We start from the raw sequence: 15,353 nt of genomic DNA on the forward strand, positions 1-15,353 counted from the left end.
AAAAGGGTTAGACCATACAAAAGGAAGCGCTCAACATGGAATATCTCTACGCAATCATCCTCTTTGCTATCTCGTCTTCTGTTACCCCAGGTCCCAACAATATTATGATAATGACTTCTGGTGTGAACTTTGGTGTAAAAAAGAGCCTGCCTTTGTTGAGTGGTATATGTATTGGTTTTGCCTTTATGCTCCTGTTAGTCGGGCTCGGTTTCTCCCGCTTATTTGAATGGTTTCCCGCATTACATATGATCATAAAATGTGCGGGTGTGTTGTACTTGCTGTATCTGGCCTGGTTGATAGCGCGCTCGGCCGATATCCAGAGTACAGCCAGCCAGGGTGAGCCCCTGTCGTTTTTAAAAGGCGCTTTGTTCCAGTGGATCAATGGTAAAGCCTGGGTGGTTGCAACTGGCGCGGTTGCTGCCTTTACTACGGTTGGTGGTGGAGTCGATAGCCAGACAATGCTGATTGCCATCACTTTCTTATTGGTATCATATCCTTGTGTTGGCGTCTGGCTGTTATTTGGCTCGCTGTTAAAAAATTGGTTGGGTAGTGCAGCCAGTCGTAATCGTTTTAATTTGGTAATGGCAAGCTTATTGGTCATCTCTGTACTACCTGTGCTAAAAGAGATCCTATTACAACTACAGGGACAGGTAATGGCGCTCTGACAGGGTGCTGTAAAGGGCATTGACACCAGCATCTGCGTGGCTCAAATCAGTACTGAAAATAATAATGTAAGGAATATCCAAATGATCACCTATCGACTTGCTTTGGCTGCCGAAGCCGAGGCTCTAAAAGCATTGTTATGGCAACATGGCCAGAATGAATGGAACTACTTAACCGAAGAAGGTGTGCATGCTGAGTTTGAGCTATTCAGCCTTGGTGTTGCTAGCATCCTGGTAGCAGAGCAGGAAGGCGAAATCATAGGCTTCTCGGTGCTGATTGACGGTGCATATGGTCCGGATTACCTGAGCAAGTATACTAATCACAAGGCGATGTATTTTATCGGTGATGTATTGGTTGCGCGCCAGCATGGTGGTAAAGGCATCGCTACTGCCCTGTTGAAGGCGTGTATTGCTCAGGCAAAGCAAGCTGGTGGTGAACTGGTATTAATTGAGCGGCATGAAGAGAATAAGGCTTCAGCAGGCATGATGCGTAAAGCCGGATTCCACATTATAGATACTTTTCATGACCCGCAAAAGCGCAGCGCCGGATCACAAAATAGTTGTATTCTGGCCACTGAGCTGTGATAGCGTACTTTACAGAGTCTCTGATACTCAGTTAAGCCTGGTTCTGGCCAGATGCATAACAGGGTGGTCTTTGCTGATTAGCTCAGCGTACGGCCACCGTCACGCCTGATGCTGCTAATACTGAACCGGCACAGCGGTTGAGCATGGTGAGTCGTCGTGGTGTAGATATAAGCTTTCTGGCCTGACTGCCCAGGTAAACATAGCCCAGATTCACCGAGCCAAATGCCAGCGTTGCACATGCCATGATCCCCACAATGTCCGTATAGGTCATGCTTTCTATGGCTACAAAGGTGGGGAACAAAGCAACGTAAAAAACAATGGCCTTTGGGTTACTCAGCGTCAGCAAAAAACCACTCAGTACGGCCGACTGGGTGCTATGTGTTGTTGTGTCTGTGATCGTGGCATTGGGTTTTGCCAGTAACAGGGAAATGCCCATCCAGATCAGATAAGCGGCACAGAGGTATTTGATGATAACAAAGGCGCTACCTAATACTTCAGCAACGACCGCCAGGCCTGAGATTGCAAGTAAAATGAACACATAATCGGCCAGCAGTAAGCCGGCAGTCATAAACATACCCCGTTTATACCCACTGGCAACGGAGGCCGATGTAATAGCAAATACAGCTGGTCCGGGTATGATGGCGACAACAAACATCGCGATAAACAACGCCATATAATGTTCAAAAGTCATGCAACTTCTCCTTATTTAAACCATATTTGCCTATTAAATCGACTGAAACCATTATTGGCAAGTCGATCTGTGGCACATTTTATCCAAATGTGAGGGATCCCGAGGGCGGAACTGCAGGCTTCTTGTCAGACTAAATTATTCACTTCATCTTACGTTTTTAGTATTTAACCCCAATTTAATGAAAGTTAAAATGTTACAATATAACATTTTGGGTTGTAACTAAGATAAACACTAGGGTCTCACAAACATGTCATTGCTTTTATCAACGCTGACGGTCATTGCGTCAGCTGCAGCTGCGCCCGCAACTGGGATGGAAAAGTCGGTCGAAAAAATAGAGGTACAAGGTGTGCGCGCACGTCTGATCAAGTCGGGTGCATTAAAGGACGATATCGCCAAAACGGAGTTGCTTTCAAACGAATATATAAAAAATACCCAATCCTCCAGTTTGGCAGATGCAATCCAAAATGCCATAGGTATTCGTGTATCCAATGAATGCGCTATGTGTGGTGCAAAACGGATCATGATCAATGGTTTGAAAGGGGAGCACACCAATGTACTGATTGATGGGATCCCCATGCACACCATGATTTCGGGCTTTTACGGTATGGATTCCGTTGCAGCTTCCGGCATCGGGCGCATAGAAATTGCCCGTGGTGCCGGTGCATCACTTACTGCACCGGAAGCCATTGGCGGAACGGTTAATCTGGTAACGGCAGAGCCCAGCGAAGATAACATTAAGCTTGATATGGCGACAGGCACCGATGGATACAAGCTGTTCTCGGCGCTGGCAAGTGGTATAAGTGCAGACGGCAACACCCGGGCAACCCTGATTGGGCAGTATGATAACAAAGATCAGTTTGATGGTGATGGTAATGGCGTGAGTGAAAACCCAGCTCTGACCAATCAGTCACTCACGCTAATTGTCTCTCACGATATGGGTTATTCAGATAATATCCGGGTGCGTCTGAATCAAACTCAGTCAGAGGTCTTTGGTGGTCCTGTTCTGGGTGATACCGCAACCAGTATTTCTGCCACTTTGGCCAGCACCAGTCAGGGGGAAGCTGACTCTTTGTTTGTGAATGATGATGTAAGAAATCGTTACATCGGCCATGCCTGGGAAACCGCTGAGTGGGTTAAGACAGAGCGCGAAGAAGCCAGCCTGAGCTGGTTACATGAGATTTCGTCGCGCCTGAATGTGACCTCCAGTTTGGCCTATGTGGATCATATTCAGGATTCGTTCTACGAGCGCACAGATTATTATGCTGAAGATACCATGTACTATTATTCGGTGCGCTTTAACTATGATCTGAATGCTGAGCACCTGCTTACCTTTGGTGTGGACAAGCGAGATGAAACCATGCGTTCATCATCCGCCGCACTGGAAAGCACGGCGAACTATGTAACCGACAGTTTTGATTACGACACAACCGGTCTTTATATTCAGGATACCTGGTTGCCGAGCGAGTCGGCGGAAGTCTCTGCTGCTGTGCGCCTGGATCGGATCCAGGCCGACTTTGTTGACCCGCAAAAGCCCGGCATTGAGATAGACAAAACCATCCTGTCGCCCAGAGTCGACATGCGTTATTTCCACAATGATACTTTTACCTCGCGCCTGTCATTGGGTCAGGGTTATCGCGCACCATTGTCCTTCTTTGAAAGTGATCATGGCATACTGGACTCAGGTAAAGGTTTTCAGGTCAATGTCAGTGAACCTGAGCGCTCAAAATCGGCAACTTACTCGCTCAGCTACGAGGCAGAAATGCTGACCGTCACAGCCTCTGCCGCACACACCAAAGTGGATCATCTGGCCACTTTGTCTCATACCGACGCAGGCACGCCTGTGCTTACTCAGCTGACAGAAACCGCTACGGTGACAGCGGCGGATATTTCGGCAAACTGGCAGGTTACAGAGATGCTGACTGTGTCTGCAATTGCAGAGCAATATTATTACGATGACACATTCAAAGCGTCCTTTGGCATCGCACCCATTGAAAAGCGTGTAACACTCAGCACCGACTTGCATATTAACGAGTGGGAAATCATCACCAGTGCAATCTGGGTGGCGAGTCGAGACCTGACAGAATACGGTTATGAAGGCTTTAACGATGCCCACGGTGTGTTTGCCAAACCCAGCACGGCTGAGAGTTATATCACGGTTGACTTAAAAGTGGTTAGGCCGCTTTCCAAAGCACTCAGTCTGTATGCCGGTGCCAGCAATTTGTTTGATTATAATCAGGCTGAAGATATGGGCAGTCCGCTGATGTACGATGCACAAGGTGGCTACGATGTGGTGTATATCCATGGTCCACTGCGAGGTAGGCAGGCTTATCTTGGACTCAGCTATGAATTTTAAATGGGCTGCCATGTTGCTGGCCATTTGCCTGGTGTATGAGAGTCATGCGACTGACTTTTATAGCCAACCCATGCAGCGCCTTGATGACGCTGCATATGGCGAGCAGCAAACACTGACCCCATTTACCGGCACGCCAGTACTGATGTCTTTTTTTATGCCAAACTGCCGCTGGTGTGAAAAGCAGCATGTAGCTCTGACCAAGCTGATTGAATCTTGTGCCGGGGTTCAGCCTGTTATGATGGGGGTGAATGGAAATCGCCGTGATTTGCGGCGCGCACTCAAGCGAAAACACAATACATTTCCCGCTTTTTTGAGCAGCCGAGAGTTTACTCAGGCATTAGGGGTAACCCCGCCGGTCCCGATGACTTTGATCTTTAATCGCCAAGGTGAACTTGTGTTTTACACTCAGGGCTACCGATCACAGCAAACTTTGTCCACTTTACTAAAAAAGCACCGAGTCACGCGGTGTCTCTGAGGTTGTTTTGCTGGCACTCTGGTTGCGTATTTACTTGCACAGCAGTGCTGATGTGACAAGGTTAACTTGTTGCGATAAGCTCAATAATTTCTCTAATTACCTGCCACTTACTGTTTTTTGAACAGCTCTCTTCTATATTTATTAAGACAATACAGTCGTCTGGTTTATGGGGGACACTTGAGCGAGCCGTTACCTTCCATGTCTCTTGTTAAGAGACTAACGCAACTGAACTTGTCGGTTATGGCAAGCAGTATGTTGTTAGTGTTTTCGCTGACGTCGATATTTCTGTGGTTTGTGGTCCGTGATCGGCAGGCCGAAACGGCAGAGATCAACCTGGCACAGTTGGCACATAACGTGGTGCCCATGCTGGTTTTCAATGACGTGGATACGGCAAGCAAAGAACTGGAACTCGTCGGTGTCAATAAAGATGTGCTGTTTGTGTCGTTGCGTAACACCAAAGGGGAGGTGTTCAGTGAATATGCCAACCCCAGTTTTGTGCCGTCTTCGGCTTTGTATCGGCAGATTAGCACTGAACCTCAGCGGGAATACGAAGGCGTGCGAATGCGTTTGTATTACCCGGTGTCAATTAAAGGTAAGCTTGAGGGCGACCTGATCATGGTGCTCGACTTAACCGGCATGATGTACTGGTATTTACAGTTGGTACTCATGTTGGCGTTACTGAGTGCCGCGCTGTTTACGGTCTCGGCTGTTTTGCTGTCGCGTGTGCAGCGTCAGGCCCTGATGCCCCTTATTTCATTGTCGGAACTGGCGCAGCGGGTATCTCACGAGCATAATTTTCAGTTACGCGCCACAGTGATCCGCGATGATGAGATTGGCATTCTAACCCGTAGCTTTAATGAATTACTGAAGCGCGTTGACATATCTCAGGCTGAGCTACGACAGCAGCTCGAACAAGAACAGGCTCAGGGACAGCAACTTAAGCAAATGGTACGCACCGATCCGCTTACTAAGCTGCCAAATCGGGTGGCACTGAATCAATTACTCAAAGAGATAACCTGCGAAGCTTGCAATCCTAAGCCTTTAAGCTGCTTGATGTTTATTGATCTCGATAATTTTAAATTTGTGAACGACAATTATGGCCACGAAGCCGGAGATGAAACTCTGATTGAGGTGGGAAAGCGGATCAGTGCGATGATCCGCAGTGATGACCTGCTTTGCCGCCTGGGCGGTGATGAATTTGCGTTGCTGCTGCCCAGCATAGAATCAACGGAAAATGCAGAGAAGCTGGCCGCAAGGATAGTCACCATTATTAATCGGCCCATCATAGTTAAAGAGACGGTGATGCCGATTGGGATCAGTATTGGCCTGGCTTACACCCCCCTCGATGCCGACGCGCCTATGGAACTGCTCAATTGTGCCGACGATGCGATGTATGCAGCCAAGCGTGCGGGGAAAAACAACTTTCAGGTCTTTAGCAAACAGGCATCGGTATGAAACAGCAATATCTTATTGCGGGATTCATGGTTGGATTATCGAGCTGCGTGCTGGCAAAAAATGATCCGCTCCCCGAGCTGGAAGACTTGTTGAATCAGCAGCTTAACCAGTTACCAAGCAATACCCAAATCTCCGCAGGCTCCAGGATAGAGCGCTCAAGTAGTGACAGCATGGCGGTAACGCACGTGATCACCGACAAGGACATCAGACAGTTTAATCTGCAGTCACTGGCAGACATTCTGGCGATGTTTGTTGGTATTACCACCCGGGATAACAGCTCGTTTATCTATCTTGGCTCAAGAGGTATAGGTCGGCCCGGCGATTTTAACTCGCGTTTTTTGTTCTTACTGGACGGGACCAGAATGAACGAAAATCTGCTGGATGCCGGGTTGCTTGGCTACGAGAATTTTGTCGATGTGGGGCTGATTGAACGAGTGGAGTACAGTCCCGGCGCCTCAGCTGCTTTGTATGGTAATAATGCGCTCCTAGGAGTGATTAATATAGTCACTAAAACCAGCAGCAAATTGCGTGGCCTGAATACTGCTGTGTCTGTCACTAACAACAACACACAGCATGGCCGGATAACCTTTGGGCTGCGTTCTGAAGGTGGGGCTGATAGCTGGCTTTCTCTGAGTGGTGCCAAGTTGCGAGATATCGACTTTCCGGTGCCGGGAGCGCCTGCTGAGCTGTTAGCTTGGCAGCACCTGAATAAGGAAAGCAGCAGCAGAGCGATGTTCAGCCACCAAAGTGGCAGCTTTCAGTTTCAGGCAGCGGCTTCACGGCGTCAGCGCAGTTTCCCGGATGGCTTTAGTGTGCTGCGCTCTGACGTGCCCGCTATGGTGACCCCCGAGCTTGAAACACTGGACAATGAGGCCTTTTTTGTGGCTTTGACGTTTGATGACACCACTTCGGAAAATATCGAGGCATATTTTCATATCTCCACCCATGGCAACGACCTTATCCGCAATGTGCCACTGACCTTACCAAACGGTGGGCTAGAGTTTGTGCGCCCTATGAATTCCGGACGCTGGAGTAATGTAGACGGACAGCTGGTTTTTCTGGGAGTTGAGAATCACGAATTGATGCTGGGCATAGACTTTCAGAGAGACCACAGGCAGGCATTTAGCTCCCGCTCCAGCATTCCCACGCAGTTTAACTTTGAGCAAAAAAGCAACGAAAATCGCTATGGTCTGTATGTTCAGGACCTGTGGCGAATTACACCTAAATTTAAGTTCCAGTGGGCGCTGAGATATGATAATTCAGACTTCAGTTCTGAGCGATGGTCTCCCAGCTTAACCGCCAAATACAGTTTTACACCGGGCCATCGCTTGTTGCTGCGCCACAGTCGGGCGTTCAGAGTGGCGAACTTTCTGGAGCGCAACGCGAACAGCGTATTTAACGAACCTAACCCCAAGAATGAAACCATTGATTATAATGAGATAAGCTTGGTACAGCGCTGGAGCAATTCGCTATCGTCGTTTACAACGCTTTATTACGCCAACATAGATAACCTGATCCATCAGGATTTTTTCCGGCCAATTTACTTTAATCCTCCGCCCATTCGCAGTCATGGCGTTGAGTTTGGTGTAGATAAGCGCTGGTCGAACGGAATGTCCCTGATAGCCAGCTCGGCGATTCAGCGTTCACGCCTGCGAGGTGGGTTTGGTATTGCCAACTCGCCGGAGTTTATCGGCAAGGTGCGTTTTAGCTTACCGCTTGGCCGCTCTGGATTTACGCTGAGTCTGAACTCTTATGGCGTCAGTAAAAGAAGAACTTTTGACAGTCATTTGCCGGGCTTTGCCAGCCATGATGTCAGTGTAAACTGGCAAAACGAGGAGGACGTATTTATTGCACTGGGAGTCAGAAATATTACCGACAAAGAAATCCTCGATATCACCGATGACGGGTTTGTGCCTAATCTGCAGCGTCGTCGTCAGCTGCACTTGTCGGTTAACTGGAGCTGGGACCATGACTAAGCTGCTCATAGCTGTGTGTTTTTCATTGTTTCTGTCTGAGGGAAAGGCGCAAAACCTCAGTGAGAATGAGCTCAAGGCGGCGTTTTTATATCGTTTTAGTCAGTTCAGTAAATGGCCACCTCCACCACCGGATAAACTGAGCTTTTGCGTGGTCGGTAACCCGGATCTTTACCAGGCCATAGGCTCTTTGCTGCACGAGCAGCAGGTCGATGATGATACCGAAGTCATTGAACTGCCCGACAACGAACAAGTATCACAATGCGATATCCTATTTTTGAGCCAGCAAAACAGGCAGCAAACCCAGTACTGGCTTGAAGATCTGGCACAGTCCCCGGTGCTGGTGGTCGCGGATACCAGCGAAGGGTTTCGCCAGGGGGCCATGATAGGTCTGATTGCCGATGCCAACAATCTCAGTTTTCGTGTCAATCTGACAGACGCAAAGCGCCGTGGCCTGAACTTCAGTGCCCATTTACTCAAACTGGCCACTGAGGTACGTTGAAATAAACGACAACATAAGTGTAAGCAAAGCGTTAGGGAGAATAATATGAAACTGATGGGACTCGACCTGGCCTGGCACAGTGAAAAGAACCCTTCTGCGGCGGCTGTAGGTAGCCTGAATGAAGGCGTGTTATCTCTGGAAGGGATAGAGCCTGCTCTGTTTGGTCTGCCAGATATTGTGACCTTCATCGCAGGGCAACCCTCGCTCACAGGTATTGCCATTGATGCGCCGTTGATCATCGAAAATCACACGGGTCAGCGGGAATGTGAAAAACAGCTCAGCAGAGACTATGGGTCGCGGAAAGCCTCTTGCCATACCTCAAACACCACCTTGTATCCCGCCGCTGCCAGTGTCGCACTCTCGCTGGCCTTACAGGAGAAGGGGTTTGGGCATCTGGCATTGGCAAAATGGCAAATTGAATGTTATCCGCATCCCGCGATGATCGAATGTTTTGAATTACCGGAGAGACTACTTTATAAAAAGGGCGATGTGGCCACGCGCAAGGCAGGTCAGGTCGCGTTGGCCAGTTTAATTGCGCAACTTGCGTCTTCGCGGGTTTTAGCGCTTGAGATACCTGTGTCGTTCTCGCCCATTTTGTCTGAGGACTATATTGTATCATTGAGCGGGCAAGCCCTTAAAAGCAATGAAGACGCACTGGATGCCATTTTCTGTCTATATATCGCCGGGCTTTATCAGATACAAGCACCGGGAATGACCTATGGGTGTGACCAGCAAGGGTATATCTGGGTGCCGCAAATATCCTGTATTTCGTGGTCGCCACCCGGTCTGAGCAAGTGTTTGTAGTGCTGAATACAAAAAGATCCAGGAGCGGCTATGGTTCCTGGTGGCAACCAATCTCGCTGTCGCAATTTGCAGCGCGCTCCCGCCATATGCACCCATCCATACGCACGCGCCAGATAGCTGTGTCATGGTAAGAGCCATCACGATTGCGAGTAACAACTTTAACGTCGGTATAAAAGCCACCTGAATGCAGTGCTCGCAGTCCTTCTCGTAAATGGAGATAATCCAGGCTAGTCATACCGAAGCTGCCGCACTCTGAGCGACACACATACTCGAACCGTTCCATGGCCTTGATAGAGAAATTACCTTTCCCTTGCATGTTGTCGCTCATTACCCTGCCATCCATCACAAACTGAGCGTACTGTTTCACAAATGGATGAAGCTGCTCGGTTGTCAGACCCAGGTATGTAGCCAGTCGGGCATCATTTTGGTTGATCTCGGCTCTCAGGCGTTGTTCAAATTCCGGGGAATAGCCGTCAGCATGGTACTTTGCTTCCTGTACCGCAGGGATCTGGTTAAAAGGCAGGATATCATCAGGCACTTCACTGTCGTGATAACCCGCGGGTGCTGCCAGCTTGGTCATAAAACGCTCGTACTTCTGGGCGACATCGGCATAGCGCTCAGCACTTATCCCCAGTGCATTGGCGCCTTCATCAAATGCTACCTGCATTTCCTTGAACTCAGCCATTGCCTGATCACTAATCTGGCTGTTGGCGTGCGCGAGCGTGCTATGGCTCAGTAATGCAGCAAGTATACATGCGGTCAGTGGTAACTTTTTCATTTCAGATCCTCTCCTTTTGATTAGTGAGATAGAGGTTAGTTTTGTGTATATTTTTTGTCAAATTTATGGTCGTGTTTTTTGCCCTCTCAGCGCTTTGCAATTGCAGGTTGCAAGTTTAGGGCTTATCACCCCATCGCCAGCTTACTGTTGATCCTGTAAAGTTAATGACTGATGAATCTCGGGCATTTGGTAGGGTTTTTGCCCGGTGCTATTTACGTCAGGTTGCCACGGCTCCAAAAACAGGGGAGTACTATGGTAGAACTAAAAAAATCAAAACCATCAGATATAACGCAGTTTGTAGAAATGGAAAGGGCCACAGACACATGCGGTTTTATTCTGCCAAACAGTGCAGAGCAACATCGCGTCGCGATGGTGCAGCCACAGATAATATATTTATCTATATATGAGCGTCAGTCGTTGGTCGGTTTTATCATTCTGGCACGCGATGATAAAACCAGTGTGGAGTTTCGCAGAATTGTAGTCAGTGTTAAAGGTCGCGGTATTGGCCAGCAAGCTCTCAGCCAAATGGAAAAGTACTGCGCCGATGAGCTGAAATGTAAACGCATCTGGCTGGATGTATTTGCCGAAAATACCCGTGGGATCCATATCTATCAAAAGTTTGGATACACCCCCTTTGATAGTGGCGAGCGTCAGGGGCGCGCTTTACTCTATATGGAAAAAATCCTCTAAAGCGAGTGTATGCAGCCAGGCGCCTGGTCCTAATAGGTCGATGTCTGCCAGCTGCATTTTTGCACCGTATTTGCACTTTCTTTGCGCGCTGTTTGCACAATCCACTCATATAGTGAAACCAGAGGTAGCGTTCGGGCTACCTGATGTTCCATTTTGTGGGAGTGATTGGTATGAATACAATGTATAGAAGATCTAGGCTGGCGGCTTGGGTGTCGGTGTTTTTGTTATCTGCATGTGGTTCAGGATCGAGTGATGACAACAGTACACAGACTCAGTCGAATTCGCTTAGCGGTGAAGTGAGTAGCACAAGCGCCGCAACGCAAAGCGGCAGTACAGGGGATACATCAAGTGATAATAATGCCCCGTCGGATGATTCAGCGTCTGGAGAGACAGAGTCTGGTGCCAATACAGAAACAGGTACGGCGCTGACATCTGGCTCGACCGACGGCGTGCTGTGCGACTACTTTTATAATGAGTTCAATGATTCCACCTCGGTACAAATGACCAGCAATGCTGACTGGAGCTGTACGGGAAGCACCCGGCAACTTACAGCCAACGGCATTCCAGACCATGAGACGGGGACTTTTCCCAATCCGGGCAACCCCAATACCATCAGCGAAACCGCGATTTCTGTCAGCTATACCCTAACGCCTGAACAAACGGACACGGTGTCAACGCTTGGCGGGCCGAGAGGCGCAACGGGCTATGTTCTGAATGGCGTTAAAATAGACGCCAATACCGCAGGCTCGTGCGACGATTCGGGCAATAGCTGTAGTTTGGTTGGTAATACCGGAAACTGGCATATCGAAGCGCTTGGCCAGACCAGCTTTGATTTTGGCACCGATGACAACAATGCCCATGTGCAGCCCAATGGTTCTTATCATTACCACGGTATGCCGGAAGGTTTTATTGCTCTGCGTGGTGGCGATAATCCCAATATGACCTTGATTGGCTGGGCCGCAGACGGTTTCCCGATATACGCCCGATATGGTTACAGCGATGCACAAGACTCAACATCATCATTAAAGGTGATGACGGGAAGTTACCAGCTGGTGGAGAGCGTCAGCAGCAACCGACCTGCAACTTCTGTATATGCACTCGGGACCTTTGCGCAAGATTGGGAATATGTCGCGGGCAGTGGCGATCTGGATGAGTGTAATGGTCGTTATGGCGTCACCCCTGAGTTTCCTCAAGGCATTTACCATTACTATGCCACCGACACCTATCCGTATTTTCAGCGTTGTGTGAAGGGCCAACTTTAGTCATAGGAGGTTTAATCATGTTTTATTTAATCAAACGTGTCGCTATGATCGCCTGTTTGGTCACGTCGACAGCGGCCTGCGCTCACTTAATGGTAGCCGAGCAGGGCACGCTGAACTTTGACGAGTCGGGTGCCTATCTGGTGGTGGCCATCGACCCGTCGGGTTTTCCAGATGCGGATGCCGATAAAAATGGCCATTTGTCAGTCCAGGAATTTAAAGGTGCACACAGGGATATCTTTGATGCAATTCAGCAGCAGATATTTATGACCCAGGGCGAGACCATACAGTATATTGAAGGCTTGATCCTCTCACCACAAACGGCACACCACGGCGACCAGACCGAAATAGATCAGATTGTGGTTATGGGCAAGTTTGTCGGGGTTGATCACAAACAAGGGCTGCGATTTCACAATGGATTTTATGGCAAGGGTAATGACAAGCAGCTGGCTATGCGGGCCAAATACAAGCGACTGGGCTTAACACAACGTTTTACCCTAACTGCAAAGCAGCAGGTTGCAAAGGTATTCTGAATAACAGCAAGATGACTGAGGAGCATTATCTGCTGGCGCATGCCTGGTTGCTCGTACAGCCATCGTTTCTTTGTGGAGCATTATCCGGACGGTAAAAATGCCCTGTTGACATTCAGACAACAACTGAGTGAAGCTGGGTATATAAAGGCGACGCAACGGATACCACTCAATAGCACGCTCTGAATGGGGGAAGCGGCAAATTTGGCCTACTAACCCCGGAGAGTTTAGTTACCATACCACAACCTTGTGTTAAACCTGCCTGAGTTGCGGCGCAGAGTGCCGCAACTTTGTTGTTCTGAACCGAGTTTGGTGAAAACGGAGCCGCTCACCCCGGCTCCTGTGGCTGTGTCTAGGCAATCATCATATTCGCCGCAACCACCACCAGTAACCCCGCAAAAATTTTCTTGATGGTTGGTACGGGCAAATGATGAGTCGCTTTAGCACCCAGCGGTGCGGTAAACCAGGACGTACAGACAATCCCCAGCAGTGCAGGTAGATAGACAAACCCGGCAAAACCATCTGCTAAGGCAAATTGAGCGCTGCCCGAGGTGATGTAACCGACAGAGCCAAACAGGGCGATTACGATGCCACAGGCAGAGGCGCAACCAATGGCCTTTTTCATATCAATGGAGAAAAACGTCAGCAGCGGTACCAGCAGTGCACCGCCTCCGATGCCAATCATGGCTGAGAGCCCGCCCGTTAAGGTTGTAAACCCCGTTAACACCCCTTTATTAGGCATAGTGCGTTCGTCAGAAGTAGGCTTGTTGTTGCCAAAAAACATCTTCAGTGCAATCAGGACCACGCTGATGGCAAATACCCAGCGCACGATTTGTTCCGGTAGCATGGCGGCTAAAAAGCCGCTGATCAGCGCGCCCAGTGCCACACCCGTCATGATCCAGGGGGCCAGCTCCCAGGGTACATTGCCATTTTTATGATGAGCGATGGCTGAGGAAGTAGAAGTAAACAAAATAGAGGCCAAAGAGGTGGCAATGGCGGCGACAATCACCTGTTCAGGAGGCAACACTGCAAAGTACAGCAAGATACTGCTCAGCACCGGGACAATTACCAGACCACCACCAATGCCAAGAAGTCCGGCCAAAAAACCTACACCGCTGCCCAGCACGGCGCAGCATATTATCAATAACAACAAGTCACTCATTGTGTTTGTCTCATTTTATTATTCGGGGTTAGACGGGTGACGAGTGGGTTGCCTTGCTGGCAATCGGTTCGCCACGTTCAGCACGAGTATATCAAGATAAGGTCACGGGCTTTTCAGATAAGTTTTGAATATTCCTCACGTTTTAGTTGAAGGAAATTTAATTTAAACTTCTAGATGTCTAGGTGTTTAAGTTTCTAGGTGTTTTTATGTCGTTTTTTCTACGGTTGCCCGATAAAAAGTCAGTGCCGGGCTATAACCATGAACACAGCTCAAGCTTTAGGTGAAATTAAACCGTTTTTCTTCATGTGCATGTCCGGGTAACAATGTGTGTGCTCTCAACAACAGGCTAGCTTAACGATGGCTAAGTGCATGCGCTGCACCGGGAAGAGCACATTGTACATTTGGGTTAATCACAGAAAATTGGAAACCAGAACGCCATGAACAACGAGTTTACTTTTACAGTTAAAAGCATCATTTTTGATGAAAACTACCACCCGTCAGACAATACACGGATCACGACTAACTTTGCTAACCTGGCCAGAGGGGAAAGCCGTCAGGCGAACCTGCGAAACGCGTTGAAGATGATCGACAATCGTTTTAATGCGTTGGCAAACTGGGACAACCCGAATGGTGACCGCTATGCTATTGAGCTGGAGATTGTTTCAGTTGATATTGATATCGTGGGTGGTGGAGAGGCTTTTCCATCAATTGAAGTACTGAAAACCAACATCATTGACCACAAAACCGGTGAGCGCACCGAAGGCATCGTCGGCAACAACTTCTCCTCTTATGTGCGAGACTACGATTTCAGTGTGGTGCTGCTCGATCACAATAAGGGCAAGCCGCAGTTCAGTATTCCTGAAAACTTTGGGGAACTACATGGCAAACTGTTTAAACACTTTGTGAATTCAAACGCCTACAAACAAAACTTTAAAAAACGGCCGGTGATCTGCCTGAGTGTTTCAGACAGCAAAACTTATCACAGAACCGAAAATCATCATCCGGTACTGGGTTTTGAGTATGAGCCAAATGAGTCGTCGCTGACCGAGCAGTACTTTAAAAAAATGGGCCTGCAGGTACGCTACTTTATGCCACCCAATAGTGTTGCCCCGCTGGCATTCTACTTCTTTGGTGACCTGCTGAATGACTACACCAACCTGGAACTGATCAGCACCATCAGCACCATGGAAACGTTCCAGAAAATCTATCGCCCGGAGATTTATAACGCCAATGCCGTGGCAGGCAGACGCTACCAGCCAGACCTAAAAAACCAGGACCACTCACTGACGCAAATTGTGTACGACCGTGAGGAGCGCAGCAGGCTGGCTGTGGAGCAGGGTAAATTTGCCCACGAACACTTTATTAAACCTTACCAAAGTGTGCTTGAGCAGTGGTCGGCGAATTACGCCTGAGAGTTAACGAGAAAAACGGCAA

15 protein-coding genes are annotated in these 15,353 nt (G+C 48.7%); 12 read left to right on the top strand and 3 right to left on the bottom strand.

Annotated features, from left to right (window positions below; all coding sequences use genetic code 11):
- Window positions 1-35 precede the first annotated feature (35 nt).
- Complete coding sequence (locus tag MHN33_RS16480; RefSeq protein WP_239399432.1) at window positions 36-665, top strand: LysE family translocator; 630 nt, start codon at window positions 36-38, stop codon at window positions 663-665.
- Between the two features lie 81 nt (window positions 666-746).
- Entirely contained in the window at window positions 747-1,247 is a 501-nt protein-coding gene (locus MHN33_RS16485) for a GNAT family N-acetyltransferase (RefSeq protein WP_239399434.1), read from the top strand.
- 82 nt (window positions 1,248-1,329) lie between these two features.
- Here MHN33_RS16485 and MHN33_RS16490 read toward each other — a convergent pair whose 3' ends face one another.
- Window positions 1,330-1,938, bottom strand: a complete 609-nt coding sequence (locus tag MHN33_RS16490; protein ID WP_239399436.1) for a LysE family translocator — start codon at window positions 1,936-1,938, stop codon at window positions 1,330-1,332.
- A 247-nt stretch (window positions 1,939-2,185) separates the two neighbouring features.
- Here MHN33_RS16490 and MHN33_RS16495 point away from each other — a divergent pair, with 247 nt between their 5' ends.
- From MHN33_RS16495 to MHN33_RS16520, 6 genes are all read left to right on the top strand, one after another.
- Window positions 2,186-4,291, top strand: a complete 2,106-nt coding sequence (locus tag MHN33_RS16495) for a TonB-dependent receptor (RefSeq protein ID WP_239399438.1) — start codon at window positions 2,186-2,188, stop codon at window positions 4,289-4,291.
- Window positions 4,281-4,766, top strand: coding sequence for a TlpA disulfide reductase family protein (locus MHN33_RS16500; protein WP_239399440.1), 486 nt, complete (start codon window positions 4,281-4,283; stop codon window positions 4,764-4,766). Before MHN33_RS16495 ends, MHN33_RS16500 begins: the two co-directional genes overlap by 11 nt.
- A 252-nt stretch (window positions 4,767-5,018) precedes the next feature.
- A complete protein-coding gene (locus MHN33_RS16505; RefSeq protein WP_239399442.1) occupies window positions 5,019-6,221 on the top strand; it encodes a sensor domain-containing diguanylate cyclase in 1,203 nt (400 codons plus the stop codon).
- Window positions 6,218-8,197 (top strand): TonB-dependent receptor, encoded by a 1,980-nt coding sequence (locus MHN33_RS16510; protein ID WP_239399444.1) that lies wholly within the window; start codon window positions 6,218-6,220, stop codon window positions 8,195-8,197. The genes MHN33_RS16505 and MHN33_RS16510 overlap by 4 nt, the downstream gene beginning before the upstream one ends.
- Window positions 8,190-8,696 carry a YfiR family protein gene (locus tag MHN33_RS16515; protein ID WP_239399446.1) on the top strand — a complete coding sequence of 169 codons (507 nt, stop codon included), beginning with the start codon at window positions 8,190-8,192 and terminating at the stop codon, window positions 8,694-8,696. The genes MHN33_RS16510 and MHN33_RS16515 overlap by 8 nt, the downstream gene beginning before the upstream one ends.
- 45 nt (window positions 8,697-8,741) lie before the next feature.
- Window positions 8,742-9,500, top strand: coding sequence for a DUF429 domain-containing protein (locus MHN33_RS16520; protein ID WP_239399448.1), 759 nt, complete (start codon window positions 8,742-8,744; stop codon window positions 9,498-9,500).
- A gap of 28 nt (window positions 9,501-9,528) precedes the next feature.
- Here the strand turns inward: MHN33_RS16520 and MHN33_RS16525 are convergent, their stop codons facing one another.
- On the bottom strand, window positions 9,529-10,278 hold the full coding sequence (locus tag MHN33_RS16525) for a hypothetical protein (protein WP_239399450.1): 750 nt from the start codon (window positions 10,276-10,278) through the stop codon (window positions 9,529-9,531).
- A gap of 252 nt (window positions 10,279-10,530) precedes the next feature.
- Here MHN33_RS16525 and MHN33_RS16530 point away from each other — a divergent pair, with 252 nt between their 5' ends.
- The 3 genes from MHN33_RS16530 to MHN33_RS16540 all read left to right on the top strand — a co-directional run bounded on the left by MHN33_RS16530 (window position 10,531) and on the right by MHN33_RS16540 (window position 12,760).
- Window positions 10,531-10,968 carry a GNAT family N-acetyltransferase gene (locus MHN33_RS16530; RefSeq protein WP_239399452.1) on the top strand — a complete coding sequence of 146 codons (438 nt, stop codon included), beginning with the start codon at window positions 10,531-10,533 and terminating at the stop codon, window positions 10,966-10,968.
- A 170-nt stretch (window positions 10,969-11,138) separates the two neighbouring features.
- Window positions 11,139-12,230 carry a YHYH protein gene (locus MHN33_RS16535; RefSeq protein ID WP_239399454.1) on the top strand — a complete coding sequence of 364 codons (1,092 nt, stop codon included), beginning with the start codon at window positions 11,139-11,141 and terminating at the stop codon, window positions 12,228-12,230.
- 17 nt (window positions 12,231-12,247) lie between these two features.
- Window positions 12,248-12,760 carry a hypothetical protein gene (locus MHN33_RS16540; RefSeq protein WP_239399456.1) on the top strand — a complete coding sequence of 171 codons (513 nt, stop codon included), beginning with the start codon at window positions 12,248-12,250 and terminating at the stop codon, window positions 12,758-12,760.
- Window positions 12,761-13,109: 349 nt separating this feature from the next.
- On the opposite strand, the gene MHN33_RS16545 is transcribed toward MHN33_RS16540, so the two are convergent.
- Complete coding sequence (locus MHN33_RS16545; protein WP_239399458.1) at window positions 13,110-13,919, bottom strand: sulfite exporter TauE/SafE family protein; 810 nt, start codon at window positions 13,917-13,919, stop codon at window positions 13,110-13,112.
- Window positions 13,920-14,356: 437 nt separating this feature from the next.
- Between MHN33_RS16545 and MHN33_RS16550 the strand changes: the two genes are divergently transcribed.
- Window positions 14,357-15,331 (top strand): DUF1852 domain-containing protein, encoded by a 975-nt coding sequence (locus MHN33_RS16550; RefSeq protein WP_239399460.1) that lies wholly within the window; start codon window positions 14,357-14,359, stop codon window positions 15,329-15,331.
- The last annotated feature ends 22 nt before the right edge of the window (window positions 15,332-15,353 follow it).

This window comes from Pseudoalteromonas sp. OOF1S-7 (genome assembly GCF_022347765.1).
Classification (GTDB): domain Bacteria; phylum Pseudomonadota; class Gammaproteobacteria; order Enterobacterales; family Alteromonadaceae; genus Pseudoalteromonas.

Bases quoted from the DNA above. Each gene is read 5' to 3' on its own strand.
- MHN33_RS16480 (WP_239399432.1), top strand. From the start codon at position 36: ATGGAATATCTCTACGCAATCATCCTCTTTGCTATCTCGTCTTCTGTT.
- MHN33_RS16485 (WP_239399434.1), top strand. From the start codon at position 747: ATGATCACCTATCGACTTGCTTTGGCTGCCGAAGCCGAGGCTCTAAAA.
- MHN33_RS16490 (WP_239399436.1), bottom strand. From the start codon at position 1,938: ATGACTTTTGAACATTATATGGCGTTGTTTATCGCGATGTTTGTTGTC.
- MHN33_RS16495 (WP_239399438.1), top strand. From the start codon at position 2,186: ATGTCATTGCTTTTATCAACGCTGACGGTCATTGCGTCAGCTGCAGCT.
- MHN33_RS16500 (WP_239399440.1), top strand. From the start codon at position 4,281: ATGAATTTTAAATGGGCTGCCATGTTGCTGGCCATTTGCCTGGTGTAT.
- MHN33_RS16505 (WP_239399442.1), top strand. From the start codon at position 5,019: ATGTTGTTAGTGTTTTCGCTGACGTCGATATTTCTGTGGTTTGTGGTC.
- MHN33_RS16510 (WP_239399444.1), top strand. From the start codon at position 6,218: ATGAAACAGCAATATCTTATTGCGGGATTCATGGTTGGATTATCGAGC.
- MHN33_RS16515 (WP_239399446.1), top strand. From the start codon at position 8,190: ATGACTAAGCTGCTCATAGCTGTGTGTTTTTCATTGTTTCTGTCTGAG.
- MHN33_RS16520 (WP_239399448.1), top strand. From the start codon at position 8,742: ATGAAACTGATGGGACTCGACCTGGCCTGGCACAGTGAAAAGAACCCT.
- MHN33_RS16525 (WP_239399450.1), bottom strand. From the start codon at position 10,278: ATGAAAAAGTTACCACTGACCGCATGTATACTTGCTGCATTACTGAGC.
- MHN33_RS16530 (WP_239399452.1), top strand. From the start codon at position 10,531: ATGGTAGAACTAAAAAAATCAAAACCATCAGATATAACGCAGTTTGTA.
- MHN33_RS16535 (WP_239399454.1), top strand. From the start codon at position 11,139: ATGAATACAATGTATAGAAGATCTAGGCTGGCGGCTTGGGTGTCGGTG.
- MHN33_RS16540 (WP_239399456.1), top strand. From the start codon at position 12,248: ATGTTTTATTTAATCAAACGTGTCGCTATGATCGCCTGTTTGGTCACG.
- MHN33_RS16545 (WP_239399458.1), bottom strand. From the start codon at position 13,919: ATGAGTGACTTGTTGTTATTGATAATATGCTGCGCCGTGCTGGGCAGC.
- MHN33_RS16550 (WP_239399460.1), top strand. From the start codon at position 14,357: ATGAACAACGAGTTTACTTTTACAGTTAAAAGCATCATTTTTGATGAA.